Source organism: Paracoccus salsus (assembly GCF_021556615.1).
Taxonomy (GTDB): domain Bacteria; phylum Pseudomonadota; class Alphaproteobacteria; order Rhodobacterales; family Rhodobacteraceae; genus Paracoccus; species Paracoccus salsus.
This window is the reverse complement of record NZ_JAKGGD010000005.1, coordinates 1-26,812: the sequence shown is the minus strand read 5'-3', so window position 1 is coordinate 26,812 and position 26,812 is coordinate 1. Positions and strand designations below refer to the sequence as shown.

The following is a 26,812-nucleotide window of genomic DNA, read 5'->3' as shown; positions in this document are numbered from 1 at the left end:
GAGTCCGTGGACGCGCTGGTGATCGGCGCGGGACCCGCCGGGCTGATGGCGGCCGAGATGCTGGCGGCTGCCGGTCGCCACGTGGTGCTGGCCGAGGCGATGCCGACGCCGGCGCGGAAGTTCCTGATGGCCGGCAAGTCCGGGCTGAACCTGACGAAGGATGAGCCTTGCCAGCAATTCGCGCGACATTTCAGCGTCGGGCCGGGAGACCCGCCCGAAGCCGGGGGATGCTTCGAGCGCGACTGCCTGGATTTCGGACCGGCAGAGGTCATGGCCTGGGCCCGTGGGCTGGGGATCGCGCTGTTCACCGGTTCGACCGGGCGCGTGTTCCCGGTGGGCATGAAGGCCTCGCCGCTGTTGCGGGCCTGGCTGGCGCGGCTGCGTGAATCCGGGGTCGCGTTGCGGCCGCGTTGGCGCTGGGTGGCCATCGAGGACGGCTTCCGTTTCGAGACTCCGGCGGGCACCCGTCTTCTGAAACCACGCGTGACCGTGCTGGCCCTGGGCGGGGCAAGCTGGCCGCGGCTGGGATCGGATGCGGGCTGGGTTCCGGTCCTGCGAAAGGCGGGCGTCGCTATCGCCGATTTCCGGCCCGCGAATATGGGCCTTCGGGTCGAGTGGTCATCGCCCATGGCGCGCTATTTCGGGCATGCCGTGAAGGGGGTGGCGATTCGCGCCGGGGGCCTGGTCAGCCGGGGCGAATGGGTGATCTCGCGCCACGGGATCGAGGGGGGCGGCCTCTATCAGGTTTCCGCCGCGATCCGCGACGGGGCGTCGGCGCAGGTCGATCTGACGCCGGATCTGGATCTCGCGGCGCTGTCGGCAAGATTCGCGCGCCCCAAGGGCAGGCTGTCGGTCGGGAACTGGTTGCGGCGCGTGCTGGGCGATCCGGTAAAGGTCGCCCTGCTGCTGGAATGGGGACGACCCTTGCCGGATGCCCCTGAGGACTGGGCGGCGCGCGCGAAGGCGCTGGAGTTGCGGCATGACGGCCCGGCAGGGCTGGAGCGGGCGATTTCGTCGGCGGGTGGCATCGCGTGGTCCGCGGTCACCCGCGATCTGGAACTGCTTGCCCTGCCCGGCGTGTTCGCGGCCGGTGAGATGCTGGACTGGGAGGCGCCGACGGGGGGCTATCTTCTGACCGGTTGTCTGGCGACGGGCCGGCGGGCAGGGCTGGCAGCCGCGCGACATGGGGCCGCCTGGCGCGGTTCCTGACCGGGCGAGCACGACAACGGGCCGCGTCCGGCGATCCGCCCGTGCCGGTCCCGTCGCGATGAGCCGCGTTTATCGCGGCACCTGTTTCAGCCGGCTTCGGTTCGTCAAAGGGCAGCGGCGCGCTGAAAGGCAGGCCGCTGCCGCATTCTGTCCAGATAGGTGGTCAGCCGGGTCTCGACGATCGGAAAACGCGCGGACAGAGCCCAGATCAGGCAATGGGTGAGGATCAGGTCGGGCACGGTCAACTGGTCGCCCATCACGAATTCTCCGTCTCCGATCCGGTGAACCAGCGTCTTCTGGCTGCGCTCGAATTCCCAGCGAAGCGTGTTCTTGATTGCGCTGAGCCGCTTTTCCTCGGGCAGGACGAAGCTGTGGCGCGCTGCCAGCCACAGTGCGGCATCGAATTCGTCCAGCAGGAACTGGGTCAGGCTGTCCTGCCGGGCGCGATCCAGCGTGCCTGCCGGATAGGTGAAGCGGCCGTGGCGGTCGGCCAGATAGGTCAGAATCGCGGTCGAATCGGTGATGGGCGTGCCATCGTCGATCAGCACCGGGACCTTCCCGGCGGGATTGAACTCGACAACGCCCTCGCCATGCGGATTGGCCGGGATATGGCGATAGGGCTGGCCAAGCTCTTCCAGCAGCCAGAGCACGCGCAGGCTGCGGCTGTTCGAGGTTCCGATGACGGTGTACATGCCGCGCCCCCTATTCGGTCCAGTTGATGACAAGCTGTGTCTGCGTGACGATCGCCGCCAGCTTGCCGTCCCCGCGCGTCACCCTGGTTTGCCAGACCTGGGTGGTGCGGCCACGATGCAGCGGTTCGCAAACGGCCCGGGCCGTGTCGCCGATGCGGATCGGGCGCAGGAAATTCGTCTTGCTTTCGATGGTCGTGGTGCTGCGTCCCTCGGCCAGGTTGAGGAATGTCGCCGTGCCGCCGGCATTGTCGGCCAGCCCCATGATCGCGCCGCCATGCAGGACGCCGTTGCGATTGGCCAAGGCCTGGGTGACCGTCATCTCGAAGACCACCTTTTCCGGCGTCGATTCAAGCAGCCGCGCGCCCAGATGTCCGGCGAAATCGGGTTGCGCGTCGGCGACCGCGCGCAAGCGTGCTTCCTGGTCCTGCATCGGATCTCCATGGTCCATGACAGGATCATAACGACGCGAAAAAGGCCCGGTTGGCAAGGGACCGCGCGTCTAGGCCTTTCTGCAGGACACAAGCTGGGCGCGATACATCTGGGCGCGCTCGCCGACCCGTCCAGCGACCCGGACGAGCCAGCTTTTCGACAGATAGGACTGTCGCGCATAACCGGCGCGGCCTTCGTGATAAGCCAGATACTGCGAGGTCGCATCCCATTTCGAGATGCCGAGGGTTCGTGACGATCCGTTCATGTACCAGCCCATGAAGTCGGTGGCGTCATCGATGTCGTCGCGGCGGGCACGGCGATTGCCGGTGTCCTTCAGGTATTCCTCCCAGGTGCCGTCCAGCGCCTGGCTGTAGCCATAGGCGCTGCTCTGGCGACCGATCGGGATCACGCCAAGCGCGTATTGATGCGGCGTGCGGGCGTCGCTGACGAACTTCGATTCCTGGTGGATCGAGGCCATCTGCACGTGGATCGGGATGCCCCAGCGCCGCTCGGCCTTTTTCATGGCGCGCAGATAGGCCGGCCGCTCGGCCACGATCGCGCAGGCGTTGTCAAGATTGCGCGGCGCCTCATAACGGCCGCCGCCGCACGACGCGACCAGACCGACGATCGCGAGTTTCAGAAACCTGTTCATCCTGCCCTCTTGTCGTTTTCCCGTGATACTAGGGGAAAACGACAAGAGGTGAAATCACAAACCCGGAAGTCTAGACAGACAGCACGGCCCGGACGGCGCGCTGCCATGCAGAGTATCGCCGGTCGCGCGTTTCCTGATCCATCCGCGGCTCGAAACGCCGGTCCAGTTGCCACGCCTTGGCATATTCCTGTGGCCCCGGGCACAGCCCGGCGCGGTACCCGGCCAGCCATGCTGCGCCCTGCGCGGTGGTTTCGGTGTTCCGGGGCCGGTCCACCGGGGCGCCCAGGATATCGGCCAGGAACTGCATTGCAGGTTCGCTTGCCGACATCCCGCCATCGACACGCAAGACCGCGTCGCCGGCGCCGGACCAGTCGGCGCGCATCGCCTCGAGCAGATCGCGGGTCTGAAAGCCGACGCTTTCCAGAGCGGCGCGGGCAAATTCGGCAGGGCCGGTGCTGCGGGTCAGGCCGAAGATCGCGCCGCGCGCCTGCGGGTTCCAGTGCGGTGCGCCCAGACCCGTGAAGGCCGGAACCATGATGATCTGCTGGTTGTCGTCGGCCTGGTCCGACAGTGGCGCGGTTTCGCTTGCCTCACGGATCAGCTTGAGCCCGTCGCGCAGCCACTGGACGACCGCCCCGGCGATGAAGATGCTGCCTTCCAGCGCATAGGTGGTCTTGCCGTCCAGCCGATAGGCGATGGTCGTGAGCAGCCGGTTGTCGGACCGCACCGCCTGGTCGCCGGTATTCAGCAAGGCAAAGCAGCCCGTCCCGTAGGTCGATTTCATCATGCCCGGATCGAAACAGGCCTGGCCGACCGTCGCGGCCTGCTGGTCGCCCGCCACGCCGAGGATCGGGATCTCGCGCCCGAACAGGTCGGCGCGGGTGGTGCCGAATTCATCGGCGCAATCGCGAACCTCTGGCAGAATCGCGGCGGGCACATCGAACAGGCGACACATCTCGTCCGACCAGTCGCCCTTCCGGATGTCATAGAGCAGGGTGCGGCTGGCGTTCGTGGCATCGGTGACATGGGATCGGCCGCCGGTCAGTTTCCAGATCAGGAACGTATCGACCGTGCCGAAGGCAAGCTCGCCGCGCTTCGCCCGCGCTCGTGCGCCCTCGACCTGATCCAGCATCCAGGCAATCTTGGTGGCGCTGAAATAGGGGTCCAGCAACAGACCGGTCACTGCGGTCACCTGACCCTCGGCCCCCTCGTCCTTGAGGCGCTGGATCACGTCCGCAGTGCGGCGGTCCTGCCAGACGATTGCATTGTGGATGGGCTGGCCGGTCTTGCGGTCCCAGATCAGCACGGTCTCGCGCTGGTTGGTGATGCCGATGGCGTCGATGCGCGGATTGCCGACCTTTTCGATGGCGCCGCGCGCGGTGGCCGCGCTGGTTGTCCAGATGTCGTCGGGATCATGCTCCACCCAGCCAGAGCGCGGGAATTGCTGCCGGAATTCCTGCTGCGCCGAGGCTTCGACCTGCAGATCATCGCTGAAGACCAGCGCCCGCGAGGATGTGGTTCCCTGGTCCATCGCCAGAATGGTCATCGCGCCTCTCCCCCTTTGCGTTTCTTCATTGCGCAGATACCCAGGTCAGGCCTTGCCGGCCTTTCCGCGAGCGCAGCGTGGGTAGCTGGGCAACAAGGAAGAGGGCAGCCCCGAAGGGCTGCCCCTGCTGTCAAACGATCATTCCTGCCAGCTTTTCACCAGCTCGTCATAGCTGATGGTTTCCGCCTGCGGCTTCTCGTTCTCAAGCTTCAGTTGCGGCGCGAGGTCGCCGTTCTCGGTGGCGAAGTTGTTCCACCATTCCAGGTCGTGCTTTTCGGCCATTTTCGGGCCGATATCGCCCTGGATGCCGGCCCGCTCGAGCCGCTCGAGCACGTTTTCCTGTTCGGCGCAAAGGCTGTCCATGGCTTCCTGTGCGGATTTCGCGCCCGAACTGGCGTCACCGATCGCCTGCCACCACAGCTGTGCCAGCTTGGGATAGTCAGGAACGTTGGTGCCGGTCGGCGACCACTGAAGACGGGCCGGCGAGCGGTAGAATTCGACCAGGCCACCCAGCATCGGCGCGCGTTCGGTGAAGCTGTCGTGCTGGATCGTCGATTCGCGGATGAAGGTCAGCCCGACATGGGATTTCTTCACGTCCACGGTCTTCGAAGTCACGAACTGCGCGTAAAGCCACGCGGCCTTGGCGCGATCGTCGGGCGTCGATTTCATCAGCGTCCAGGACCCTGCATCCTGATAGCCCAGCTTCATGCCGTCCTGCCAGTAAGCACCCTTGGGCGAGGGGGCCATGCGCCATTTCGGCGTGCCGTCCTCGTTCACCACGGGCAGACCTTCCTTGATCATGTCTGCGGTGAAGGCGGTGTACCAGAACATCTGCTGCGCGATCTCGCCCTGCGCCGGAACCGGGCCGGATTCGCCGAAGGTCATGCCTTGCGCGGCTGGCGGGGCATAGGCTGTGATCCAGTCGAGATATTTCTGGATCGCATAGACCGAGGCGGGACCGTTCGTGTCGCCGCCGCGCGCCACGCAGCTGCCCACCGGGCGGTCATTCTCGTCAACCCGGATGCCCCATTCGTCGACCGGCTTGCCGTTCGGGATGCCCTTGTCGCCGTTTCCGGCCATCGACAGCCACGCATCGGTGAAGCGCCAGCCGAGGCTGGGGTCCTTCTTGCCGTAATCCATGTGACCGAAGACCGTCTTGCCATCGATTTCACGGCCGGTGAAGAATTCGGCGATGTCCTCGTAGGCCGACCAGTTGACGGGCACGCCCAGATCGTAGCCATACTTCTCCTTGAAATCGGCTGCGATCTCGGGATCGTTGAACCAGTCATAGCGGAACCAGTAGAGGTTCGCGAATTGCTGGTCCGGAAGCTGGTAGAGTTCGCCGTCCGGCGCGGTGGTAAAGCTGAGCCCGATGAAATCGTCCAGGTCCAGATTGGGGTTGGTGACGTCCGCGCCCTCGTTCGCCATCCAGTCGGTCAGGCTGCGCGCCTGCTGATAGCGCCAGTGCGTGCCGATCAGGTCGCTGTCGTTGACATAGGCGTCATAGATGTTCTCGCCTGACTGCATCTGTGTCTGCAGCTTTTCGACCACGTCGCCCTCGCCGATCAGGTCGTGGGTGATGTTGATGCCGGTGATCGCCGAGAAGGCCGGGGCCAGGACCTTGGCCTCGTATTCATGCGTTGTGATGGTCTCGGATACCACGTTGATGTTCATGCCGGCAAAGGGCGCGGCGGCGTCGATGAACCACTGCATCTCGGCCTCCTGCTCCTCGCGGGTCAGGGTCGAATTGTCGATCTCGGCGTCGAGAAACGACTTGGCCTCCTCGATACCGGCCTGTGCGCCGGTCACCATCAGCGCAAGCGCCATGGCGGTCGTCAGATGTAGTTTCATAGTCTCCCTCCCAGTGGATGCCGGTTGAGTCCGGCGGTCGTCATACCCAGCGGAACACCGCTGCGGCATAGATCAGCGCGATGACCAGCGCCCCCCAGACCGGCGTGCCCACGACGCCGAGCCAGATCAGGCAGATGAAGGCCGAGCCGAGCAGGCTGATGAACAGCCTGTCGCCGCGCGTGCTGTTGATGCCCAGAACGCCCTTGCGCGGCGTTTCGGGAAAGCGGATCGCAAGCCATGTGAACAGGACCAGCAACCCTGCAATAATGGTGAAGAACAACGCCGCCGGAAAGGTCCAGGCCATCCAGCCGCCGGGGTTCATGCTGCCGAACCAGTCGCGCGACCCGTCGCGCATGGGAACCTGCATGACCAGCCAGGCGATGAAGCCCATCCAGACGAGGCCGGCGAGGCCGAAGCCGATCGTTACCGATTTTTGCATCAGAGCCTCCTATCCTGCGTCCCGCGACGGCCGGGGGCTCTGCCCCCGGACCCCCGGGATGCCCTTGCAAAGACGAAACCTGCCATATCCTGCATCACACCCGTCCCAGGGCAAAGCCCTTGGCAATGTAGTTGCGGACGAACCAGATGACCAACGCACCCGGGATGATCGTCAGGATACCCGCCGCCGCCAGCACGCCCCAGTCGAGGCCCGAGGCGCTGACCGTTCGGGTCATCGTCGCGGCAATCGGCTTGGCGTCGACACTGGTCAGGGTGCGCGACAACAGCAGTTCAACCCACGAGAACATGAAGCAGAAGAACGCCGCGACGCCGATGCCCGATGCGATCAGCGGCATGAAGATCCGGACGAAGAAGCGCGGGAAGGAATAGCCGTCGACATAGGCGGTTTCGTCGATCTCGCGCGGGACGCCGGACATGAAGCCTTCGAGGATCCAGACCGCCAGCGGCACATTGAACAGGCAGTGCGCCAGCGCCACCGCGATATGCGTGTCGAACAGCCCGATCGAGGAATAGAGCTGGAAGAACGGCAAGGCAAAGACCGCCGCTGGCGCCATCCGGTTGGTCAGCAGCCAGAAGAACAGGTGCTTGTCGCCCAGGAACCGATAGCGACTGAACGCATAGGCCGCCGGCAGCGCCACCGCGATCGAGATTGCGGTGTTCAGCACCACATAGGTCAGGCTGTTCACATAGCCCATGTACCAGCTGGGATCGGTCAGGATGGTGCGATAATTGTCCAGCGTCGGGTTTTGCGGCCACAGGCTGAACACGCCCAGGATCTCGCGGTTGGTTTTCAGGCTCATGTTCAGCAGCCAATAGATCGGCAGCATCAGGAACAGCAGGTAGAGCACCATCACAAGTGCTGCGCCCCGGCCTTTCGATTCAGCAACGGCAGCCATCAGAGCGCCTCCCCTTCCTTGGTCATGAGTGTGTAGAAGACAAACGAAATCACCAGGATGACCAGGAAGTAGATGAGGCTGAACGCCGCCGCAGGACCCAGGTCGAACTGGCCGACCGCCATCTTCACCAGGTCGATGGACAGGAAGGTGGTGGCGTTGCCCGGTCCCCCGCCGGTCAGCACGAAGGGCTCGGTGTAGATCATGAAGCTGTCCATGAAGCGCAGCAGCACGGCGATCAGCAACACGCCCTGCATCTTGGGCAGTTCGATATAGCGGAACACCTTCCAGCGGCTGGCCTGATCGATCTTGGCGGCCTGGTAATAGGCATCGGGGATCGATTGCAGGCCGGCATAGCAAAGAAGCGCAACCAGCGAAGTCCAGTGCCAGACATCCATCACGATGATGGTGATCCAGGCGGCGATCGGATCGTTCACATAGTTGTAGCTGATGCCCAGCTTGGTCAGCGTATAGCCCAGCAAGCCGATATCGACGCGGCCGAAGACCTGCCAGATCGTGCCGACCACGTTCCACGGGATCAGCAGCGGCAGCGCCATGACCACGAGGCAGAAGCTGGCCCACACGCCTTTCTTGGGCATGTTCAGCGCGATGAAGATGCCCAGGGGGATCTCGATCGCAAGAATGCTCGCCGAGAACAGGACCTGACGCCCAAGGGCTGCCCGGATGCGGTCCGAATGGACCACATCCTCGAACCACTCGAGGCCGGCCCAGAAGAACTGGTTGCCGCCGAAGGTGTCCTGCAACGAATAGTTCACGACGGTCATCAGCGGCAGCAAGGCCGAGAATGCGACCAGCGCCAGGACGGGCATGACCAGAAACCATGCCCTGTTGTTGACGGGTTTGTCCATCAGGCAGCCCTTTCCTGTCGGGCGGGATCGACCCGCCAGTCATCGGTATAGACGTGGATATGCGCGGGATCGGGAATGACCCGATTGGCGTCGGCCGGAAGCGGCTGGCTTTCGGGGACGACGACATTGATGTTGGCACCGTCGACCTGACCCCGCACGATGCGATGATGGCCGACATCCTCGATCCGGTTGACCTTGAAGGGCAGGCCCTCATCGCCGGTCCCGAGGCGCATGAATTCGGGTCGGATGCCGATCTGCGTATGGCCTTTCAGCGGACCATAACCCTTGGCCAGCGACACGTGCGTGCCGGCGACATGGGCCGCGTCTCCGTCGATCTTCGCATCCAGCAGGTTCATGCCCGGCGAACCGATGAAATAGCCGACAAAGGTGTGTTCCGGGGCGTCGAACAACGCCTGCGGCGTGCCGGCCTGCACGACCTGGCCGTCATACATGACGACGACCTGATCGGCGAAGGTCAGCGCCTCGGTCTGGTCATGGGTGACATAGATCATCGTATGGCCAAAGCGGCGGTGCAGATCCTTCAGCTGGGTCCGCAATTCCCATTTCATGTGCGGATCGATGACGGTCAGCGGTTCGTCGAAGAGGATCGCGTTCACATCCTGACGCACCATGCCACGGCCCAGGCTTATCTTCTGCTTGGCATCGGCGGTCAGGCCGCGGGCGCGCCGGTCGAGGATTTCGGCCATGCCGATCATCTCGGCCACCTCGGCGACGCGGCTTGCGATCTGATCCAGCGGCAGGCCACGATTCTTCAGCGGAAACGCCAGATTCTCGCGCACCGACATGGTGTCGTAGACGACCGGAAACTGAAAGACCTGCGCGATGTTGCGCTCCAGCGTCGGCAGCGCGGTGACATCGCTGTCACCGAACAGGATCCGCCCCTTCGAGGGCACCAGCAGCCCCGATATGATGTTGAGAAGCGTCGACTTTCCACAACCCGAGGATCCCAGCAGCGCATAGGCGCCGCCATCCTCCCAGACCATGTTCATCGGTTTCAGCGCCCAATCCTCGTCCTTCGACGGGTTTGGCAGATAGCTGTGCGCCAGGTTCTCCAGCGTGATCTGTGTCATGATTTCCTCCCCTTCCGCGTCATGCGGCCGCCGCGTAGGGCGCTGTGCGTGCAAGCTGGCCGTCGGTCTTGAACAGGTAGACATGCGACGGGTCCAGCCACACGGTCATCTGCGCTCCGTGATCGCGATCGTGGACGCCATCCACCAGGCCGACCCAGCGGTCGTCACCATGCCGCAGATGCAGAAAGGTTCGCGCGCCGGTGATTTCGGTTGTCTCGAGCATGGCCGACAGCGGCACGGCGCCCGGAGTTTCCGACAGCGAAAGATGCGCGGGGCGAAAGCCTGCAAGATAGTCGCCGTCGGGCAGATCGCCGGTGTCCCACTGCGCCGAATGAATGCCCGCCCGGCCCGCCTTGATCGAGACCTTCTTGAAGTTCATCGGCGGGTCGCTGAAGACCCGGGCGGTGGTGGCATCCTGAGGCGCGCGATAGACGGAAGGCGTCGGACCGACCTGCGTCACCCGGCCCTCCCACAGCGTCGCGGTATTGCCGCCAAGCAGCAATGCCTCTTCGGGTTCGGTGGTCGCGTAAACGAATATCGCGCCCGATTCCTCGAAGATTCGCGGAATTTCGGCGCGCAACTCCTCGCGCAGCTTGTAGTCCAGATTGGCCAGCGGCTCGTCCAGCAAGACCAGCCCCGCGCCCTTGACCAGCGCGCGTGCCAGCGCGCAACGCTGCTGCTGTCCGCCCGAAAGCTCCAGCGGCTTGCGATCCAGCATGGGCGTCAGCCGCATCATGTCGGCAGTCTCGCGCACGCGGCGGTCGACCTCTTCGCGGTCCACGCCCATCAGCCTCAGCGGCGAGGCGATGTTGTCATACACCTTCATCGAGGGGTAGTTGATGAACTGCTGATAGACCATCGCAACCTTGCGGTCCTGAACGCGCTGGTCGGTGACATCGGTGCCGTTCCAGATCACCCGCCCCTGGCTGGGCTTGTCCAGCCCGGCCATCAGGCGCATCAGTGTCGTCTTTCCCGCCAGCGTCGGACCCAGCAGCACGTTCATGCTGCCCGGCTGCAAGGTCAGGTCGGTGCGGTGGATATGCATCCGGCCGCCGACCGATTTGGTGATGCCGCTAAGTTCCAGTGTCATGCGGCCGCCCTCATCTGATTCATCCATTCCTCCAGGGCGTCGATTTGTTCGACACTCATACGCAATCCCAACTTGCTGCGTCGCCACACCACGTCTTCGGCGTTGCGGGCGAATTCATGTTCCATCAGCCAGCGCACTTCGGCCTCGGTCAGCGTGGCCCCGAAATCGCGGCCCAGATCCGCCTTGGCGGCGGCGTTTCCCAACATGCGGGCGGCGTCGGTGCCATAAGCGCGCACCAGGCGCGTGGCCCAGGGCTGATCCAGGAACGGATGCCGGGCGCACAGATCCGCGATCAGCGCGGGCACGCCGTCGACCGGGAAATCGCCGCCGGGCAGCGCGACGCCCGCCGTCCATGTTGCGCTGGCCTGCGGGAAATGCGGCATCAGCTTTTCCAGCGCACTTTCCGCCAGCCGGCGATAGGTGGTTATCTTGCCGCCGAACACGTTCAGGCAGGGCGCGCCGTTCTGGTCCATGGACAGCACATAGTCGCGCGTGGCCGCCGTTGCCGATTTCGCCCCGTCGTCATAAAGTGGACGCACGCCGGAATAGGTCCAGACGATCTGGTCTCGTGTCAGCGGGCGGGCAAAATACTCGGAGGCAAAATCGCAAAGATATTGTTGTTCTTCCTCCGTGCACTCGGCCTCGAGCGGGCTGCCGTCATGGTCACGGTCAGTCGTCCCGATCAGGGTGAAATCGGTCTGATAGGGGATCGCGAAAATGATCCGGCCATCATGTCCCTGAAAGAAATACGCCTTGTCGTGATCATAAAGCCGCTTCACGACGATATGGCTGCCGCGGACCAGGCGCACGGTCTCGGTCGAGGGCAGGTGGGCGACGTCCCGGATCACCCGACCGACCCAGGGACCGCCCGCATTGACCAGTGCCCGGGCGTGAAACACCCGCCCATCCTCCAGCGTGACCCGCCACAGCTTGTCTTCGCGCGCGGCGTCGGCCACCTTCGCGCCGACGATGATGTCGGCACCCCGGATCGCGGCATCCCGCGCATTCAGAGACACAAGCCGCGCGTCCTCGATCCAGCAATCGCTGTATTCGTAAGCCTTTTTCAGGCGGTTCTGCAAAGGAGCGCCTTCCGGCGTGCCGTCCAGGGACAGGCTGCTTGTCCCGGGAAGGATCTTCCGGCCGCCCAGATTGTCATAGAGAAACAGTCCCGCGCGGATCAGGAAATTCGGCCGATGCCCCTTGTTCCAAGGCATCACTATTGCCAGCGCCTTGCTGACCGGCGTATCCGATTCGAACCTCATCTGGGGGTCCAGCGGCAGCACGAAACGCATGGGCCAGCTGATATGAGGCATGGCGCGCAGCAACACCTCGCGCTCTTTCAGCGCCTCGCGCACGAGGCGGATCTCAAGATATTCCAGATAGCGCAGCCCACCATGAAAAAGCTTGGTGGACTTGGAAGAGGTCGCCTGCGCCAGGTCGCCCATCTCGGCCAGGCGAACCGACAATCCCCGACCTGCGGCATCGCGAGCGATTCCGCAGCCGTTGATGCCGCCGCCTATGATAAAAAGATCTGTTGTATCCGACATGGCCCCTCCCCAGGTCATCCGTCGATCATCGCGAATCGGCGCGTCAAGTCAACAAAAAATTTCGCGGATACGCGTTTTTGTTCGTATTGAAGAAATTCGCGCATGGGGCTTTTCTGGCAGCAAGGGACAAGGCGACGTCATGGCACTCAACATTCGGCAAATGGAGATCCTCGATCTGGCGCGCTCATCCGGGCGGGTCGCCGTCGAGGATCTGGCAGAGCGCTTTGATGTGACGTTGCAGACAATCCGCCGCGACCTGGGTGAACTGGCCGATCAGGGCATGCTGGACCGGGTGCATGGCGGCGCGGTGATGCGCAGCGGGGTCAGCAATATCGGCTATGAAGAGCGGCGGCGCATGAACGAGGACGCCAAGCTTGCGGTGGCGCGGGCCTGTGCGGCCGAAATCCCCGACAATTCCTCGATCATCATCAACCTGGGAACCACGACCGAGGCGGTCGCGCGCGAACTGTCCAGCCACCGGAACCTGACCGTCATCACCAACAACATCAATGTCGCCAACATCCTGGTGCCCAACCAAAGCTGCGAGATCATGGTGGCCGGAGGGGCGCTGCGCAGATCCGATGGCGGGCTGGTCGGGGACATGACGACCGAGTTCATGGCACAGTTCAAGCCGGACTACGCGATTATCGGAACGTCGGCGCTGGATGCCGAGGGCGACCTGCTGGATTTCGACATGGCCGAGGTGCGGGTCAGCCGCGCGATCGCCGGGCTTGCCCGCAAGACCTTTCTCGTGACCGATATCAGCAAGTTGGAGCGGTCGGCCCCGGTACGCATCATTTCGATGGCCGAGCTGGACACGGTGTTCGTTGACAAGCCGTTGCCCGACGAGCTGATGCAGCGATGCGCCGAATGGCAGACGCGGGTGATCGTGGCCGGCTAGGTGCCCGTCCCGCCGGGTGCAGGCATCTTGCCCTCAAGGGCCCGGACCAGCAGCGCGGCGCGGCGCTGATGCATCATCAGATGCGTGCAGGAGGCGGCCCGGGCGCGCGCCGGCGCCGACAGCCGGTGCAAGGCCTGGGGCGTCAGCGCGGGATCCGACAGGCAGCGCGCCAGCGCAGCCGCGTCGCCGCGCGCCACGAACAGCGCGTTCAGGCCGTCCGTCGCGACCTCTCGATTGCCCGCAGTGTCCGAGGCGATCACCGGCACGCCCTGCGAGAACGCGTCCAGAATCACGCGGGGCTGTTCGTCGCTCGTCGTTGGCACCAGCACGGCATGATAGTTCCGCAGAAGCGGCAGGAACTCGGTCGCATAAGCCACTTCGCGCAGGATCCTCACGCGCACATGGCGTGCGTGCTCGGCGAAATCGGCGATCTGCGGCGCCATTGAGCCGCTGCCGACCACGTCCAGATGCAGGGCGGCGCCCTGCTGGTCCATCTGCCGCAAGGCCTCGAGCACCACCCCGGTGCCCTTTTCCTCGGTCAGGCGCGAGGCAAGCAGCAGCCGCAGCTGGTCCGGCTTGCCCTGCCAGAAACCCTCCAGCGCGTCCTCGGTCACGACATCCTCGGTTCTGATCCACGAGGCCGGCGTGACGGCTGCGATCCCCTCGGGGCCGACCGGCAGCGATTCGGCATAGGATCGGTGCGTGTAGATCGCCAGCGCGGCGCGGGCGGCCGACCAGCGGGCGAACCGCTCTGTCGCAGCGGCCTCGACTCGCCAGCGCAGCCCCGCCTTCGTGCCTTCAGGGATACGCCAGAATGCACTTTCGATGACGATGATCAGGGGAAGGCCGCGCCGGATCGTCATCGGATTCAGCATCACGCCCGGCGGAACCGGCCAGCCGCCCACGCCACTGTGAACCACATCGGCCTGCGCAAGCGCCTGCCGCATCGCCCGGACCATGCGCGGCAGCGCGGCTGGCAGTTGCCGCCGTCCGGTCAGGACCGGCCCGGTTGGCAGGAACGCGATCCGCTGACCCGGCTCCGGCTCGACGCGCATCATGTTTTCGCCCAGGGGACCCTCTGCCTGGGCGGCAAGCACCAACAGGTCGGGGATGTAGTTCAGATGCATCATCAGGTCGCGATGCCACAGGTCGTTGACCCAGACATCGCCCCGCTCATCCCGGTGGAACGGAACCAGCGAAGTCAGCAGGTAGCGGCGACCGGTCAGCATGGCGCGGCACGCCGCGAAATCATTGCGCATGTGTTCACCGTCCGGGTCGTTTCGATGCTCGCCGAGCATAGGCGGTTTGAGCGCGGTTCGCAATTTTGCGGTGCTTTCTGCTGTTGCGGTTGGGCAGGGCAGGCCTATGATCCACCCTTGTGGAGAAACAGGAGGAAAGTGTCATGTCCGCAGAGCAGATCGTGATTCTGTCCGCAGCGCGCAGCGCGATCGGAACCTTTGGCGGCAGTCTGGCCGGCATTCCGCCGATCTCGCTGGCCGCAAGCGTGACGCGTGCGGCGCTGGAGCGTGCAGGGACCGCACCGGAACAGATCGGCCATGTCGTTTTCGGCCACGTCATCAACACCGAGCCGCGCGACATGTATCTGAGCCGGGCCGCCATGCTCGAGGCCGGCATCCCCCATACCGCGCCCGCGATGAATGTGAACAGGCTGTGCGGTTCGGGCGCGCAGGCAATCGTATCGGCGACGCAAGCGCTTCTGTTGGGCGATACGGACTTCGCGCTGGCAGGCGGCGCCGAAAGCATGAGCCGGGCACCCTATGCGGTGCCCTCGGCCCGGTTCGGCGCGAAGATGGGGGATCAGGTCATGCTGGACATGATGACCGGCGCGCTGACCTGTCCGATGGGCACGGGGCATATGGGCGTGACCGCCGAAAACGTCGCGACCGAACACGATATCAGCCGCGAGGCGCAGGACGAATTCGCCCTGGAATCGCAGCGCCGGGCAGCCGCCGCGATCGCTGCGGGGCATTTCCGCGACCAGATCGTTCCGATCGAGGTCAAGACGCGCAAAGGCATGGTGGCCTTCGACACAGACGAGCATCCCAAGGATACCACGCTTGAAAAGCTGGCTGGTCTGAAGACGGTGTTCAAGAAGGGCGGCTCGGTCACGGCCGGCAACGCCAGCGGCATCAACGATGGCGCGGCGGCGCTGGTGCTTGCCCGTGCCGGCGCGGCCGAGAAGGCCGGGCTGAAACCGCGCGCGCGGATCCTCGGCTATGCCGTGGCTGGTGTCCGGCCCGAGGTGATGGGCATCGGCCCTGTCCCTGCGGTCGAGGAGCTGATGCGCAGAACCGGTCTGGCCGCGGACGATTTCGACGTGATCGAATCGAACGAGGCTTTCGCGGCGCAGGCGCTGGCGGTGAACAAGGGGCTGGGGCTGGACCCCGCGAAGGTCAATCCGAACGGCGGCGCCATCGCATTGGGGCACCCGGTCGGTGCGACCGGCGCGATCCTGACGGTCAAGGCGTTGCACGAGCTTGAACGTATCGACGGAAAGACAGCCCTGATCACCATGTGCATCGGCGGCGGTCAGGGCATTGCCCTGGCGATTCAGCGCCTCTGACGGCACCTCGCCGGCGACGGCGATCATCCAAGGCAGGGAATCGGCGCGGCGGCCCATCGGGGTGGCCGAGCGTTCTTCGTGCAACGAGGTTCTGCCCGGGGAGCATCCGGCGGTCGCGAAGCTTTGCGCGAGTTGGGCAATTCCTCTGCCCAGAAGAATAGGGGTGTCCGCAAATCGCGTTGGCGTCCGTTACGCCCCAACATTCTTCCCGACCGCCGAGTATCTCCTTCCGCCCCGGTCAAAATAGTCCCGAATTCCTGCAAACGGACTGATGAGGGAGGCAGTTGTCATGGAATGGAAGAAGAGAAGCCTTCGTGAATTGGCTCGCATGATCTGCGGAGACGAGGAGGCGGGGCCGCATTTCCCTTATCGTTCCGGCTCATACCTCACCGAGTTTTTCGAGGATTGCGATCTTGAGTATGTTCACGATGGCAGCACTCGTTGGCGGTGGGTCTCGGATCGGCTGGAGGAAGTCATGACACTTCCGCAGCAGTCGCCACAGCTTCCTCCCGACCCGTTCATTCGCATCATTCGAACTTTGCTCGACCCTGGGGAAGCGCAGACAGGCGACGAAGATCGCGCCAATGCGCTTTCTGCCGTGAATACGGTGCTGAGGCGAGAAGGGTGGGAAGCGTTTTACGACGATGACACCATCGCACAACTGCGACACATCAAGACGAACACGATCGCCCAGTTCGGAAATCCCCATCGCCCGTTGTCCTCAGTCGAGATCGCGCGCGGCAAGCACCTCTCGGACTACCTGGATCGGTGTTCCGAAGATGAGTTGATCGAGGAAGTGCTCTTGCCCTTGTTCCGACAGCTCGGCTTTCACCGCATCACCGCGGCAGGGCACAAGGACAAGGCCCTGGAATACGGCAAGGATGTCTGGATGAAGTATACGCTTCCGACACTTCACGTTCTTTACTTTGGCATTCAGGCAAAGAAGGGAAAGCTGGACTCATCCGGGGTAAGCAAGTCTGGAAACGCTAACGTTGCAGAAATCCACAATCAGGTCAGCATGATGCTGGGCCACGAAATATTCGATCCGGAGCTGAACCGGAGGGTCTTGGTTGACCATGCGTTCATCGTAGCCGGTGGCGAGATCACGAAGCAGGCCAGGAACTGGCTCGGCGAAAAGCTAGACGCGTCGAAGCGCTCACAGGTGATGTTCATGGAACGAGGCGATATTCTCAATCTTTTCATCACGACGAACATCCCCCTTCCTCCCGGCGCGCTCCCGGACCAACCTGCTGAGGATGACGAGATTCCTTTCTGATATCTGGGGTGCCTCTCAGGCCATCCGGAAGATGTCAGCAGGCTGGACCCCTGCGAGCCTCGCCTCCAGCCAGGACCGGCGACGTGAGGTCCGCAAGGCCCGTGCCGTCAGGCGCGCGGGTCGGTGGTGGCGCGCGGCATGCCGGATCTGCCAAGGCGCTGGTGGATCCGCAGAGGTCAGCCTGATCTCGATCGCATGACATCGCGCAGGATCCAGACGGACGATTCACCGACCGCGCGGTTCGGATCGGGATTGACCCCGGGCCGGCAAGCGCGATCTCGATGGTCGCGAACTGGAACGGGCCGCCTCGATGTGGCGGCCCGCGAGATCCACGGAGATGGTCCGGTTAGGGATGGATTGAATCCGCCCGTTCCCAATCAGGGCGCAAGACCCTTGGGGCTGCCCTCAGGCCGCGATCCCCCTGACTGTTCCGACACCTCTCTCCAATATCACTCTCGACACTGGACCACCTCCTTTCAATTTACTGACTCTGTATGGAGATGGTGCCACAGATCGACGATGTGTCAATCATATTTGTCCGCGCTGGCGCAACAAATTGCGTACAATGATACGGAAAGGCACAAGGGCAAGTAGAGCCAGACAAAGCTTGACCATCCAATCGGCAGTTGCCAACGAAATCCACAACGCCGTGACCGGACCGTAGCCAAGCAGCGGAACCACCTCGTTGGCCCAGCCCGTGTTGGCATCGCCGGGCAGAGCCGCCGAAAAGGCAATGCCGAAGAACAGCGCGGTATCGACCACCGATCCGATCAGTGTCGAGGCCAGTGGCGCGACCCACCAGCGCCCCTTGCGCAACATGTCGAAGATCGCAACGTCCAGCAACTGCGCGGTCAGGAACGCCAGCCCCGACGCAACCGCGATTCGCAGCGTGGTCTTGTCCAGCCCGGCGGCGATCAGCGAGCAGATGACACCGGCGGCAAACCCCACCAGGACCACGCGGCGCGCTGCGGGGGCGCCGTAGACGCGGTTCATCACGTCGGTGACGAGAAAGGCGAAGGGATAGGTAAAGGCCCCCCAGGTGAGCCAGTCCCCGATGACGAACTGCACCAGGATGTTCGAGGCCACGACGATCGCGGCCATGGCAAGGACGCCGGGCAAATAGAGGATCATGTCAGATTTCCGTTTTACAAGGTCGCGGAACAACTCGGCCCCGATCGGGACAGCCGGGCAGATACGCGGGCGGACCGTGGCTGTCAATGCGCGGCACCCGTGTCCAGCCTGTCAGCCGGTTCAGTCGCGTAGCCGGTATTCGACCAGTTCGGTGCGCTGCACGATCAGGAAATTGTCGTCCGAGATCATGGTCAGCCGGATACCCTGGCCATCATGCCAGACCGACAATCCTTCCAGATTGTCGTATTGCAGGGGTTTTGTCGTCAACAGGACCTGCTCGTCCTGCGGGCCGTCTTCCGAAAGGCGCATGCGGCGCACCCGCGAGGAAAAACCGAACAGGCCGTGGAAGTCACGCTCGAGCAGATAGAAGAACCCGTCCGGTCCGAAATCCGCGCCCACCGGCAGCCAACGCGGATCGCGGCGAATATGGGTCAGGGTGCTCCACTCGCGATCCTTGTAGTGCAGAACCGGAAAGGGCCAGCTTTCGCGACCCGAACGCTCTGGCACTGCGATCAGGCTGCCATCGTCACGGATCGCCAAGGCCTCCAGCCCCGCATTCAGCCGCATTCCGGGGGTTTCCGGCGGTCGCGGCTGGCGAGTGGCGGGGGCGTCGGGATCGTCATAGGCCGCGATGCGGTCCAGACCTTCGAAGCTGACCCAGATGCGGCCGTCCTGGCCGATGGCAAGCCCTTCGCTGTCGCCGAGATAGCCGGGTTTCAGGGCCTCGCCCTTGCTGTCCTTGAGATGCGCCCGCCCGGCCACGTCGAGGCCTCGGATCCGGCCCTGCGGATCGCGCTCGATGCTGCCCCAATACAGATAGGCGCGGTCGCTCAGCGCGTGAAAACCGTTGCCATCGGGGCTGACCTCGATCCCGGAAAACCCTCCGAAACTGCCCTCGCCGCCATGCCACACGAAGGTTCCGACATATTCCAGCGTCGCGGCCGGCGCCGCAAGGCTGCCGGCCGCCATCAGGAAAACCGAAAGAAACGCGATCAGGGCGCTGTTGCGACGGTTCGGCATTGCGCGGGCAGTTCGCTCAGCCGGTAGCTGCGCGGATGGCGGTAATCGGGATCCGGAGGCGTGGGTTTCACGCGGCCTGGATCAATACGGTTCTTGATCCATTCTGCTGCCTCGGCGCAGCCGTCGCCGCGCGGGGGGGAATCCTGGTCCCTGCAGATCGATCCGCGCGGACAGGTCAGCCGGACGTGGAAATGGTAGTCATGTCCGTTCAGCGGACGGACCTTGCGCAGCCAACTGCGATCGCCTTTCTCAAGCTGGCACATGGCGACCTTGACGACGGGATCGGTGAATATCCGCTCGACGCGCGCGTCGCGCGCGGCGGCGCGCATGATCGCCATATGTCCGCCATTGAAATTCGACGACAGGGCCGTGCCGCCCCTGGCGACGGCGGAAACCGATGACACGCTCTCGCGCTGCGCCGGCGACAGGTTCAGCGACGAGGGCGGCAGCATCCAGATATCGGCGTCGAGCCCCAGCTGGTGGCTTGCATGGCCCGACAGCATCGGGCCGCCGCGCGGCTGGCTGATATCGCCGATGTAAAGCCCGCGCCAGCCTGCCTGCTGCGCGGCCTGGGACAGTCCGACCAGGAAATTGATCATCTCGGGATGGCCCCAGTTGCGGTTGCGCGACAGGCGCATCGCCTGCCAGCTGGGTCCGCTTTCGGGCAGTTGCACGAAGCCCTGTCCGCAGCCCTTGGAATAGTAGCCGATCGATACGGCCGGCCCTTGCGAGGCGTTTCTGAAACTTCCGAACACGTCCTTGGCGATCGGGTCGGACATCGCGGGCGCCGCCAGCCCCGCCATGATGGCGGCGGCGGCCAGGATTTCTCGGATCACTGCCTTGCCTCTCCTTCTGGTCTGACCCAACCTAGCAGAACCAGCGCCAGAAGAAACATCACGATCAACGGAGAGATTCCGATGCGCTGGTCGCCTGTCAGATCGGTCACGGTGGCGATCAGGAACGGTGCCAGGAAGGCGGTCGCCTTGCCTGACAGCGCGTACAGTCCGAAGCCTTCCGTGGCGCGCTCTTCGGTGGTGTGACGGACCATCATCGTCCGGCTGGCGGCTTGCAGCGCGCCGCCCGCGCCGCCGATCAGCACGCCGCAGGCAAAGAAGATCAGGTCGGGAGCATGCAGCCCGGCAAGCAGCGGTGCCCGGGGCAGCGCCATGCCGTAAAGGCTCTGGCGGTCCATGCCGACGATCGTCATGCAGACGAGGATCAGGGCCAGCGTGCAGGCGATGATGACAGGGCGCGGGCCCCAGCGGCGATCGGCCCGGCCGCCCAGCCAGCTGATGATCGCGGCCGCGATCGCGCTGATCACCCCGAACACGCCGACCAGGAACACCGGCCAGCCCAGCACGGTGCCGGCATAGACCCCGCCAAACCCGTAAAGCGCGTTCAACGCATCGCGCGACAGCATCGACGAGCCCAGCCAGCTCGCAAGGCTGCGACGGTGGCGCAGGCTGCGGAGCAGCAACCACAGGTCAAGCAGCGCCACGCGAAGCCGGATCGGCGCGCGCGGTCCGGGTGGTTCCTTGACCCAAAGGAAGAACGGCACCATGAACACGATGTACCAAAGTGCCACGAACGGACCGACGAAGCGCGTGCCCTCGCGCTGCGCCGCATCAAGGCCGAACAGCGGCTCGAGCCCGACCAGGGTGCGGCCCGTTGGCGTTTCCTGGAAGGCCGCAAGCATGATGACCAGCGCCACGACTCCGCCGAGATAGCCGAACGCATAGCCTGACCCCGAAATGCGCCCGGTCTCGGAACGGGGCGCAAGTCCTGGCAGCAGGGCATTGGTGAAGATCGTCGCGAACTCCATCCCGATCAGGCCGATCCCGAACAGGATCACCGCCTGGATCAGCGCGGGCTGTTCCGGCATCAGCAGCCACAGGCCCGTGGCGCCGAAGACATAGATGCCGGAAAACAGCCAGATCCATGGCATCCTGCGCCCGGATGTGTCCGCGATCGCGCCAAGCACCGGCGCCAGCGCCGCGATTACAAGGCCGCTGATCGACAGCCCATAGCCCCACAGGGCCTGAGCCTGCGCGCCGGCCAGCGTGCTGCTGGCACCGATGGTCATGAAGTGATGTTTGGCGACATCCGCGAAATAGACCGAGAAGACGAAAGTCAGCAGCAGCGTCGAATAAGGCTGGCTGGCCCAATCGAAAAACCACCAGCCCCAGATCCGCCTGCGCTGCATCCTGCCGCCCTTCCTGCCCTGCGCGCTCATAAGGCCGAAGCGGGGCTAGGCTGGCAAGTGGCGTTTCGCCTCGGGCGGGATTTCGGGCGGCCAGGGCCGCTGCGCGTCGGCATCGATCCAGGCCTGCACCCAATCCGGCAGCGCGGGGCTGTCCATCCTGTGACCCAGGGCCTCCAGGACCCTTGCGGGCGGCACGATCCCCTGCGCCGAGGTGAACGCCGACCGCAGCAGCATGTGATTGCAGCATTCGCCGCCCTTCCACATGGATTGCTCCATATATGCGAAGCGGTCATCCCAGCCGATCATGCGAGAGATCATGGTGAAACGGTCGAACATGCGGATGCGCCGCCGGTAACGGGTCGAGTTGCCCGCTACCGTGATGCCCCAGCCATTGGCCGGAAGAACCCGGGTCAGACCGGCCCGGTGCGCCATCGGGATGCGGCCAAGGTCGAACAGGGTCAGCGTGCGGCCGTTGTTCAGTTCGATCCACGGATCCAGATCCCAGGGCCAGCACATATGGGTGGACACATGCGCCTCGAGCGGCGCAAGTGCCGGCGCGTTGCGAAACTTGATCATTTCCTTGGCAAATCGGATCAGCGGATACATGAGCAACCCCGTTCTGGACGGGCACGGCCTGCCTCTCTGCCACGGCATCGTCAACCCGGACGCTGCGGCAACCGGGTTGCACCCGCACGCCCCCGCCGCCATACAGGGCCCGACGGCTGCAAAGAGGACACGATGGGAACGCTGTACGAGGCACTGCAACTGATCCTGCAGGTGGTGTGGTTCGTGATGATCGTCCACATCATCATGTCGTGGCTCATCAACTTCCAGGTGCTGAACCTGCGGCAACCGCTGGTCGCACAGATCTGGGACGGGCTGAACCGCCTGCTTGAACCGATCTATCGACCGGTCCGCAACATCCTGCCCAATACCGGCGGGCTGGATCTGGCCCCGCTGGTCGTCTTCATCATCATCATCGTTCTGCAGCGCGCCCTGGCCAACAACGCCGGCTTCTTCTACGGCATGTGATGCCGAGGGACGTGGTGGCGGGGGATCTTCTGCGGCAGGTTTGGGGGTTTGACGGCTTCCGGCCCGGTCAGGGCGAGATCGTCGAGGCTGTCGCGGCGGGACAGGATGTTCTGGCGATCATGCCGACCGGCGGCGGCAAGTCGCTTTGCTATCAGCTTCCGGCATTGATGCGCGAAGGGGTGACGGTGGTGATATCGCCGCTGATCGCCCTGATGCGCGATCAGGTGCGGGCCCTGCGCGCTGCGGGCGTGGGGGCGGGCGCGCTGACCAGCGGGAACACCCAGGACGAGACCGACGCCGTCCTCGAGGCGCTTGGTCTGGGCGAACTGAAACTTCTGTACATGGCGCCAGAACGCCTGGCCTCTGGCGGGACGGTCGCCCTGCTGCGCCGCGCGGGCGTCACCGCGATCGCCGTGGACGAGGCGCATTGCGTCAGCCAGTGGGGCCACGACTTCCGCCCGGACTATCTGCGCATCGGCGAGCTGAAGCGCGTCCTGGCGGTTCCTCTGTCGGCCTTTACCGCCACCGCCGACGCCGAGACGCGCGCCGAGATCGTCACGCGCCTGTTCGAGGGGCAGGAGCCCACGACCTTCCTGCGCGGATTTGACCGTCCGAACATCCGCCTGGCATTCCAGCCAAAGGACAGCCCGCGCACGCAGTTGCTGGCGTTCGTGGCGGCCCGGCGCGGCCAGTCCGGCATCGTCTATTGCGCCAGCCGGGCAAGAACCGAGACGCTGGCCGCGGCGCTGACCGCCGAAGGCCACAGCGCGGTCGCCTATCATGGCGGCATGGAGGCCGACCGCCGCCGCGAGGTCGAGGGCCGGTTTCAGCGAGAAGACGGGCTGATCGTGGTCGCGACAGTGGCCTTCGGCATGGGCATCGACAAGCCCGACATTCGCTGGGTCTTGCATGCGGACCTGCCCAAGAGCATCGAATCCTACTATCAGGAAATCGGTCGCGCCGGCCGAGACGGCGATCCGGCCGAGACGCTGACCCTGTATGGGCCTGACGACATCCGCCTGCGCCGCGTCCAGGTCGATGAGGGTCTGGCGGAATCGGCGCGCAAGGGCGCAGACCATGCGCGGCTGAACGCGCTGCTGGGGCTGGCGGAGGCCACCGGCTGTCGGCGCAAGCGACTGCTGGCCTATTTCGGCGAGCATCTGCCCGAGGATTGCGGCAATTGCGATCTGTGCCTGTCGCCGCCCAGGCTGTTCGACGGTACGCAGGCCGTGCGCATGGCGCTGTCCGCGATGCTGCGAACAGGAGAATGGTTCGGTGCGGGCCACCTTATCGATATCCTGACCGGCAACGCGACCGAGAAAATCCGCGAACGCGGCCATGACAAGCTGCCGACCTTTGGTGTCGGCCGCGACCACACGCGCGGACAGTGGCAGGCAATCTTCCGGCAGATGATGGGACTGGATCTGTGCCGCCCCGACCCGGATCGTCACGGTGCGCTGTTCCTGACCGAGGCCGCGCACCCGATCCTGCGGGGCGAATCCAGCGTGACGCTGCGCCGTGACACCACCCTGCGGGCCAAGGCCGCGAATGTCGTGCATACACAGGTGTCGGAAGAGGACGAGCCGCTGCTGTCGGCGCTGAAGTCCAAGCGCCGCGCCCTGGCCGAGGCGGCGCGCGTGCCCGCCTATGTCATCTTCCCCGACCGGACACTGATCCAGATGGCGCAAAGCCGTCCGCAGACGCTGGATCAGATGGCCCAGGTGAACGGCGTCGGCGCAAAGAAGCTGGAAAGCTACGGGCGCGAGTTCCTCTCGGTGATCGCCGGCGATCAACCCGACATGCATCCGCACCGGCGCGCGCTTGCGGGTCGCCCGGAAGGCGCGTTGTTCGACCGGCTGATCGACGTCCAGAAGCGATTGGCCCGTGGCGAGGACGGGACCGAAAAGCCGCTGTCATGCTCGACCGCGCAACTGCGCCGCATTGCCGAAACGCATCCCGCAGACAAGGCCGCGCTGGCCCGTCATCTGGATGCGCCACGCCTCGATCGCTTCGCCGACGCCTTCCTGCGGGAAATCACGGAAGGCTGAGCAACGCCGGCGGGCGGGGCGTCAGGGATCTCTGCCGCCGTTCGCAGGGGCGCAAGCTGCGCCACCCGCGATGAGTATGGCGGCTCAGTTCAGCGCCAGCGCCTCGGCGATGATGTCGTCCAGCATCTCGGCCACGGGTTCCATCGAAGGACCGTAGTCGCGCCGGCCCACCGTGATGGTGCCGGGTGCGTCCGCCGCTTCGAACATGAAGATCGAATACGGGCAGTGCTGGATGTTCATGATGTCGGCTTCCATGACCTGCCGCGACACGATGGCCGAGCAGAAGGTGAAGACGTCCGCCTTCGTGAAAAGGTCATCCGACCCGCCGACATCCTCCTTGGTTCGCGCCAGCATCTCGCCGACGAAGCTGCGATGGTCGATGACCAGCCCGGCGTTGATGATGGCGTTCTCGACAGCGAATGCGACGTCGTCGAACTCACCCTCGACCTGATGCGTTAACGCCGGGCTTTCGGCATGGGCGGTAACAGACAGCCCGGCAAGTACGAAGGGTAATAGGAATGTGATGCGCATTTCAGCCTCCTTCATCGTGACTGTGCGATGATGGGTCAGCATGCGTAGCCGACGCAAGACATATCGGAGGAAGAATATGAAACTTTCATGGTCTGACGTGACCCCCAAGGCCGACTGGCTCAGTCGGCGTGGGTTTGTTGCGGCGTGCACCGCCTTCGCGGCGTCCCCGGCCCTGGCGCTGACTGCCAGGCCGTCGCGTTTTTCGACCGATCAGGCACCGAATACGCTGGAAGAGATCACCAATTACAACAATTTCTACGAATTCGGCACCGGCAAGGAGGATCCCGCCCGCCATGCGGGGGCGCTGACGACCGACCCATGGTCGGTCGAGATCGGCGGCATGGTCGAGAGGCCGGGCAGTTACGCGGTCGAGGATCTGGCGCCCGAGAATGCGCTTGAGGAACGGATCTATCGGCTGCGCTGTGTCGAGGCATGGTCGATGGTGATCCCGTGGATCGGCGTGCCGCTTGCCTCGGTGCTGGAAAAGGCGGGCGTCCGGCCTTCCGCGAAATACGTCGCGTTCGAGACGTTGTTCCGCCCCGACGAGATGCCGGGCCAGACCCGGCCGATCCTGGACTGGCCCTACCGCGAGGGGCTGCGCCTGGACGAGGCAATGCATCCGCTGACGATCCTGGCCACCGGCCTCTATTCCGATCCTTTGCCCAATCAGAACGGTGCACCGATCCGGCTGGTGGTGCCCTGGAAATATGGTTTCAAGTCGATCAAGTCGATCGTGAAGATCACGCTGACCGACAAGCAGCCCCTGGCGACCTGGAACGCGCTGCAGCCTTCGGAATACGGCTTCTATGCCAATGTGAACCCCGAGGTGAACCATCCGCGCTGGTCGCAGGCGACCGAGAGACGCATCGGTGCGGGCCTGTTCGCGGGGCGAGACAGGACGCTGATGTTCAATGGCTATGCCGAGCAGGTTGCCTCGATGTATGCGGGCATGGATCTGGCGAAGCACTACTGATGATAAGGCAGGTCAACGATGCATTGAGGCGGCTGCCGGTCTGGGCGGTCTGGCTGGGCGGTCTGGTTCCGCTGCTGCTACTGGTCTGGGACGCGGTGGCGGGCGGCCTGGGGATCGATCCGATTCGCGATATCGAGCACCGACTCGGCCGCACCGCGCTGTACTTCCTGGTCGCGAGCCTGACGGTAACGCCGCTCTTGCGGATCGGCGGCATCAGTCTCATGCGCTTTCGGCGCGCGCTTGGATTGCTGTGCTTTACCTATGCGGGCCTGCATGTGCTGTCGTGGCTGTCGATGGACATGGGCTTCCTCTGGGGCCAGATGGCCAAGGACATCGTGAAGCGCCCCTATCTGCTGTTCGGGATGACTGCCTTCACGCTGCTGGCGGTTCTGGCCGTGACATCGAGCAATCTGGCGATCCGACGCATGGGCGGGCAGGCGTGGCGACGCCTTCACAGGCTTGTCTACATCGCCGCGCCGCTTGTGGCGCTGCACTGGATCTGGGCGCTGAAGACATTTCCGGTCACGCCCGGCTTCTGGCTGCTGGTGATTCTGTCGCTTCTGGGGCTGCGCGTGGCAATCCCGCGGCCGCTGAAACGGGGCGCGCTACAAAAGGCATAGAAAAAACATATCTGTAACAATGGCTTGAGAGTGATTTCAGCTTCCGCGGCGATTTTTTCGCGAAACCCTCTTGCGGGTTTTGGTTCTGGTCCGTAAATACCGCTTCACCGAACGGCGGGAGACGCTGTGAGGGACGGGATAGCGGGACTTGGTTTTGCTGTTTCG

Annotated in this window: 26 protein-coding genes; 8 read left to right on the top strand and 18 right to left on the bottom strand. The window is 64.3% G+C overall.

Features of this window, described 5'->3' with window-relative positions:
• Positions 1 to 6: 6 nt before the first annotated feature.
• Positions 7 to 1,209 (top strand): BaiN/RdsA family NAD(P)/FAD-dependent oxidoreductase, encoded by a 1,203-nt coding sequence (locus L1965_RS10890; protein WP_235756704.1) that lies wholly within the window; start codon positions 7 to 9, stop codon positions 1,207 to 1,209.
• A 104-nt stretch (positions 1,210 to 1,313) separates the two neighbouring features.
• On the opposite strand, the gene L1965_RS10885 is transcribed toward L1965_RS10890, so the two are convergent.
• The 11 genes from L1965_RS10885 to glpD all read right to left on the bottom strand — a co-directional run bounded on the left by L1965_RS10885 (position 1,314) and on the right by glpD (position 12,346).
• Entirely contained in the window at positions 1,314 to 1,901 is a 588-nt protein-coding gene (locus L1965_RS10885; RefSeq protein WP_235756470.1) for a glutathione S-transferase family protein, read from the bottom strand.
• 10 nt (positions 1,902 to 1,911) lie between these two features.
• Entirely contained in the window at positions 1,912 to 2,349 is a 438-nt protein-coding gene (locus tag L1965_RS10880; protein ID WP_235756469.1) for a PaaI family thioesterase, read from the bottom strand.
• A gap of 51 nt (positions 2,350 to 2,400) precedes the next feature.
• Positions 2,401 to 2,982, bottom strand: a complete 582-nt coding sequence (locus tag L1965_RS10875) for a transglycosylase SLT domain-containing protein (protein ID WP_235756468.1) — start codon at positions 2,980 to 2,982, stop codon at positions 2,401 to 2,403.
• Positions 2,983 to 3,052: 70 nt separating this feature from the next.
• On the bottom strand, positions 3,053 to 4,528 hold the full coding sequence (glpK, locus tag L1965_RS10870) for a glycerol kinase GlpK (protein ID WP_235756467.1): 1,476 nt from the start codon (positions 4,526 to 4,528) through the stop codon (positions 3,053 to 3,055).
• 138 nt (positions 4,529 to 4,666) lie between these two features.
• Positions 4,667 to 6,379, bottom strand: coding sequence for an ABC transporter substrate-binding protein (locus tag L1965_RS10865; RefSeq protein ID WP_235756466.1), 1,713 nt, complete (start codon positions 6,377 to 6,379; stop codon positions 4,667 to 4,669).
• Positions 6,380 to 6,419: 40 nt separating this feature from the next.
• On the bottom strand, positions 6,420 to 6,701 hold the full coding sequence (locus L1965_RS10860; protein WP_338421487.1) for a DUF2160 domain-containing protein: 282 nt from the start codon (positions 6,699 to 6,701) through the stop codon (positions 6,420 to 6,422).
• Between the two features lie 211 nt (positions 6,702 to 6,912).
• Positions 6,913 to 7,734 (bottom strand): carbohydrate ABC transporter permease, encoded by an 822-nt coding sequence (locus tag L1965_RS10855; RefSeq protein ID WP_235756464.1) that lies wholly within the window; start codon positions 7,732 to 7,734, stop codon positions 6,913 to 6,915.
• On the bottom strand, positions 7,734 to 8,600 hold the full coding sequence (locus L1965_RS10850; protein WP_235756463.1) for a carbohydrate ABC transporter permease: 867 nt from the start codon (positions 8,598 to 8,600) through the stop codon (positions 7,734 to 7,736). Before L1965_RS10850 ends, L1965_RS10855 begins: the two co-directional genes overlap by 1 nt.
• Positions 8,600 to 9,691: an ABC transporter ATP-binding protein gene (locus tag L1965_RS10845; protein ID WP_235756462.1), complete on the bottom strand. Its 1,092-nt coding sequence runs from the start codon at positions 9,689 to 9,691 to the stop codon at positions 8,600 to 8,602. Before L1965_RS10845 ends, L1965_RS10850 begins: the two co-directional genes overlap by 1 nt.
• A gap of 19 nt (positions 9,692 to 9,710) precedes the next feature.
• Complete coding sequence (locus tag L1965_RS10840) at positions 9,711 to 10,781, bottom strand: ABC transporter ATP-binding protein (protein ID WP_235756461.1); 1,071 nt, start codon at positions 10,779 to 10,781, stop codon at positions 9,711 to 9,713.
• Positions 10,778 to 12,346, bottom strand: a complete 1,569-nt coding sequence (gene glpD, locus L1965_RS10835; protein ID WP_439332082.1) for a glycerol-3-phosphate dehydrogenase — start codon at positions 12,344 to 12,346, stop codon at positions 10,778 to 10,780. The genes L1965_RS10840 and glpD overlap by 4 nt, the downstream gene beginning before the upstream one ends.
• A gap of 121 nt (positions 12,347 to 12,467) precedes the next feature.
• Here glpD and L1965_RS10830 point away from each other — a divergent pair, with 121 nt between their 5' ends.
• Positions 12,468 to 13,229, top strand: a complete 762-nt coding sequence (locus L1965_RS10830) for a DeoR/GlpR family DNA-binding transcription regulator (RefSeq protein ID WP_235756459.1) — start codon at positions 12,468 to 12,470, stop codon at positions 13,227 to 13,229.
• Here the strand turns inward: L1965_RS10830 and L1965_RS10825 are convergent.
• Positions 13,226 to 14,488, bottom strand: a complete 1,263-nt coding sequence (locus tag L1965_RS10825) for a glycosyltransferase family 4 protein (RefSeq protein WP_235756458.1) — start codon at positions 14,486 to 14,488, stop codon at positions 13,226 to 13,228. The two genes, L1965_RS10830 and L1965_RS10825, sit on opposite strands and share 4 nt — an antisense overlap.
• Before the next feature lie 143 nt (positions 14,489 to 14,631).
• Here L1965_RS10825 and L1965_RS10820 point away from each other — a divergent pair, with 143 nt between their 5' ends.
• Together L1965_RS10820 and L1965_RS10815 are read left to right on the top strand one after the other, a co-directional pair.
• On the top strand, positions 14,632 to 15,813 hold the full coding sequence (locus tag L1965_RS10820; RefSeq protein ID WP_235756457.1) for an acetyl-CoA C-acyltransferase family protein: 1,182 nt from the start codon (positions 14,632 to 14,634) through the stop codon (positions 15,811 to 15,813).
• Positions 15,814 to 16,102: 289 nt separating this feature from the next.
• On the top strand, positions 16,103 to 17,089 hold the full coding sequence (locus L1965_RS10815) for a PDDEXK family nuclease (protein WP_235756456.1): 987 nt from the start codon (positions 16,103 to 16,105) through the stop codon (positions 17,087 to 17,089).
• 528 nt (positions 17,090 to 17,617) lie between these two features.
• On the opposite strand, the gene L1965_RS10810 is transcribed toward L1965_RS10815, so the two are convergent.
• The 5 genes from L1965_RS10810 to L1965_RS10790 all read right to left on the bottom strand — a co-directional run bounded on the left by L1965_RS10810 (position 17,618) and on the right by L1965_RS10790 (position 22,049).
• Positions 17,618 to 18,220, bottom strand: coding sequence for a queuosine precursor transporter (locus tag L1965_RS10810; protein WP_235756455.1), 603 nt, complete (start codon positions 18,218 to 18,220; stop codon positions 17,618 to 17,620).
• 120 nt (positions 18,221 to 18,340) lie between these two features.
• A complete protein-coding gene (locus L1965_RS10805) occupies positions 18,341 to 19,240 on the bottom strand; it encodes an esterase-like activity of phytase family protein (protein ID WP_235756454.1) in 900 nt (299 codons plus the stop codon).
• A complete protein-coding gene (gene mepA, locus L1965_RS10800; RefSeq protein WP_235756453.1) occupies positions 19,213 to 20,076 on the bottom strand; it encodes a penicillin-insensitive murein endopeptidase in 864 nt (287 codons plus the stop codon). The genes L1965_RS10805 and mepA overlap by 28 nt, the downstream gene beginning before the upstream one ends.
• Positions 20,073 to 21,443 (bottom strand): MFS transporter, encoded by a 1,371-nt coding sequence (locus L1965_RS10795; protein ID WP_235756452.1) that lies wholly within the window; start codon positions 21,441 to 21,443, stop codon positions 20,073 to 20,075. Before L1965_RS10795 ends, mepA begins: the two co-directional genes overlap by 4 nt.
• A 45-nt stretch (positions 21,444 to 21,488) precedes the next feature.
• Entirely contained in the window at positions 21,489 to 22,049 is a 561-nt protein-coding gene (locus L1965_RS10790; RefSeq protein WP_235756451.1) for an acyl-CoA thioesterase, read from the bottom strand.
• 132 nt (positions 22,050 to 22,181) lie between these two features.
• On the opposite strand from L1965_RS10790, the gene L1965_RS10785 reads away from it, so the two are divergent.
• A complete protein-coding gene (locus L1965_RS10785) occupies positions 22,182 to 22,475 on the top strand; it encodes a YggT family protein (RefSeq protein ID WP_235756450.1) in 294 nt (97 codons plus the stop codon).
• Entirely contained in the window at positions 22,475 to 24,523 is a 2,049-nt protein-coding gene (gene recQ / locus L1965_RS10780; protein WP_235756449.1) for a DNA helicase RecQ, read from the top strand. The genes L1965_RS10785 and recQ overlap by 1 nt, the downstream gene beginning before the upstream one ends.
• Before the next feature lie 84 nt (positions 24,524 to 24,607).
• On the opposite strand, the gene L1965_RS10775 is transcribed toward recQ, so the two are convergent.
• Entirely contained in the window at positions 24,608 to 25,054 is a 447-nt protein-coding gene (locus tag L1965_RS10775; RefSeq protein ID WP_235756448.1) for a DUF302 domain-containing protein, read from the bottom strand.
• A 76-nt stretch (positions 25,055 to 25,130) separates the two neighbouring features.
• On the opposite strand from L1965_RS10775, the gene msrP reads away from it, so the two are divergent.
• Both msrP and msrQ read left to right on the top strand, forming a co-directional pair.
• On the top strand, positions 25,131 to 26,027 hold the full coding sequence (msrP, locus tag L1965_RS10770) for a protein-methionine-sulfoxide reductase catalytic subunit MsrP (protein WP_235756447.1): 897 nt from the start codon (positions 25,131 to 25,133) through the stop codon (positions 26,025 to 26,027).
• Positions 26,027 to 26,647 (top strand): protein-methionine-sulfoxide reductase heme-binding subunit MsrQ, encoded by a 621-nt coding sequence (msrQ, locus tag L1965_RS10765; RefSeq protein ID WP_235756446.1) that lies wholly within the window; start codon positions 26,027 to 26,029, stop codon positions 26,645 to 26,647. The genes msrP and msrQ overlap by 1 nt, the downstream gene beginning before the upstream one ends.
• Positions 26,648 to 26,812: the final 165 nt, after the last annotated feature.

Bases quoted from the DNA above. Each gene is read 5' to 3' on its own strand.
- L1965_RS10885 (WP_235756470.1), bottom strand. From the start codon at position 1,901: ATGTACACCGTCATCGGAACCTCGAACAGCCGCAGCCTGCGCGTGCTC.
- L1965_RS10880 (WP_235756469.1), bottom strand. From the start codon at position 2,349: ATGGACCATGGAGATCCGATGCAGGACCAGGAAGCACGCTTGCGCGCG.
- L1965_RS10875 (WP_235756468.1), bottom strand. From the start codon at position 2,982: ATGAACAGGTTTCTGAAACTCGCGATCGTCGGTCTGGTCGCGTCGTGC.
- glpK (WP_235756467.1), bottom strand. From the start codon at position 4,528: ATGACCATTCTGGCGATGGACCAGGGAACCACATCCTCGCGGGCGCTG.
- L1965_RS10865 (WP_235756466.1), bottom strand. From the start codon at position 6,379: ATGAAACTACATCTGACGACCGCCATGGCGCTTGCGCTGATGGTGACC.
- L1965_RS10860 (WP_338421487.1), bottom strand. From the start codon at position 6,701: ATGAACCCCGGCGGCTGGATGGCCTGGACCTTTCCGGCGGCGTTGTTC.
- L1965_RS10855 (WP_235756464.1), bottom strand. From the start codon at position 7,734: ATGGCTGCCGTTGCTGAATCGAAAGGCCGGGGCGCAGCACTTGTGATG.
- L1965_RS10850 (WP_235756463.1), bottom strand. From the start codon at position 8,600: ATGGACAAACCCGTCAACAACAGGGCATGGTTTCTGGTCATGCCCGTC.
- L1965_RS10845 (WP_235756462.1), bottom strand. From the start codon at position 9,691: ATGACACAGATCACGCTGGAGAACCTGGCGCACAGCTATCTGCCAAAC.
- L1965_RS10840 (WP_235756461.1), bottom strand. From the start codon at position 10,781: ATGACACTGGAACTTAGCGGCATCACCAAATCGGTCGGCGGCCGGATG.
- glpD (WP_439332082.1), bottom strand. From the start codon at position 12,346: ATGACCTGGGGAGGGGCCATGTCGGATACAACAGATCTTTTTATCATA.
- L1965_RS10830 (WP_235756459.1), top strand. From the start codon at position 12,468: ATGGCACTCAACATTCGGCAAATGGAGATCCTCGATCTGGCGCGCTCA.
- L1965_RS10825 (WP_235756458.1), bottom strand. From the start codon at position 14,488: ATGCGCAATGATTTCGCGGCGTGCCGCGCCATGCTGACCGGTCGCCGC.
- L1965_RS10820 (WP_235756457.1), top strand. From the start codon at position 14,632: ATGTCCGCAGAGCAGATCGTGATTCTGTCCGCAGCGCGCAGCGCGATC.
- L1965_RS10815 (WP_235756456.1), top strand. From the start codon at position 16,103: ATGGAATGGAAGAAGAGAAGCCTTCGTGAATTGGCTCGCATGATCTGC.
- L1965_RS10810 (WP_235756455.1), bottom strand. From the start codon at position 18,220: ATGATCCTCTATTTGCCCGGCGTCCTTGCCATGGCCGCGATCGTCGTG.
- L1965_RS10805 (WP_235756454.1), bottom strand. From the start codon at position 19,240: ATGCCGAACCGTCGCAACAGCGCCCTGATCGCGTTTCTTTCGGTTTTC.
- L1965_RS10795 (WP_235756452.1), bottom strand. From the start codon at position 21,443: ATGCAGCGCAGGCGGATCTGGGGCTGGTGGTTTTTCGATTGGGCCAGC.
- L1965_RS10790 (WP_235756451.1), bottom strand. From the start codon at position 22,049: ATGTATCCGCTGATCCGATTTGCCAAGGAAATGATCAAGTTTCGCAAC.
- L1965_RS10785 (WP_235756450.1), top strand. From the start codon at position 22,182: ATGGGAACGCTGTACGAGGCACTGCAACTGATCCTGCAGGTGGTGTGG.
- recQ (WP_235756449.1), top strand. From the start codon at position 22,475: ATGCCGAGGGACGTGGTGGCGGGGGATCTTCTGCGGCAGGTTTGGGGG.
- L1965_RS10775 (WP_235756448.1), bottom strand. From the start codon at position 25,054: ATGCGCATCACATTCCTATTACCCTTCGTACTTGCCGGGCTGTCTGTT.
- msrP (WP_235756447.1), top strand. From the start codon at position 25,131: ATGAAACTTTCATGGTCTGACGTGACCCCCAAGGCCGACTGGCTCAGT.
- msrQ (WP_235756446.1), top strand. From the start codon at position 26,027: ATGATAAGGCAGGTCAACGATGCATTGAGGCGGCTGCCGGTCTGGGCG.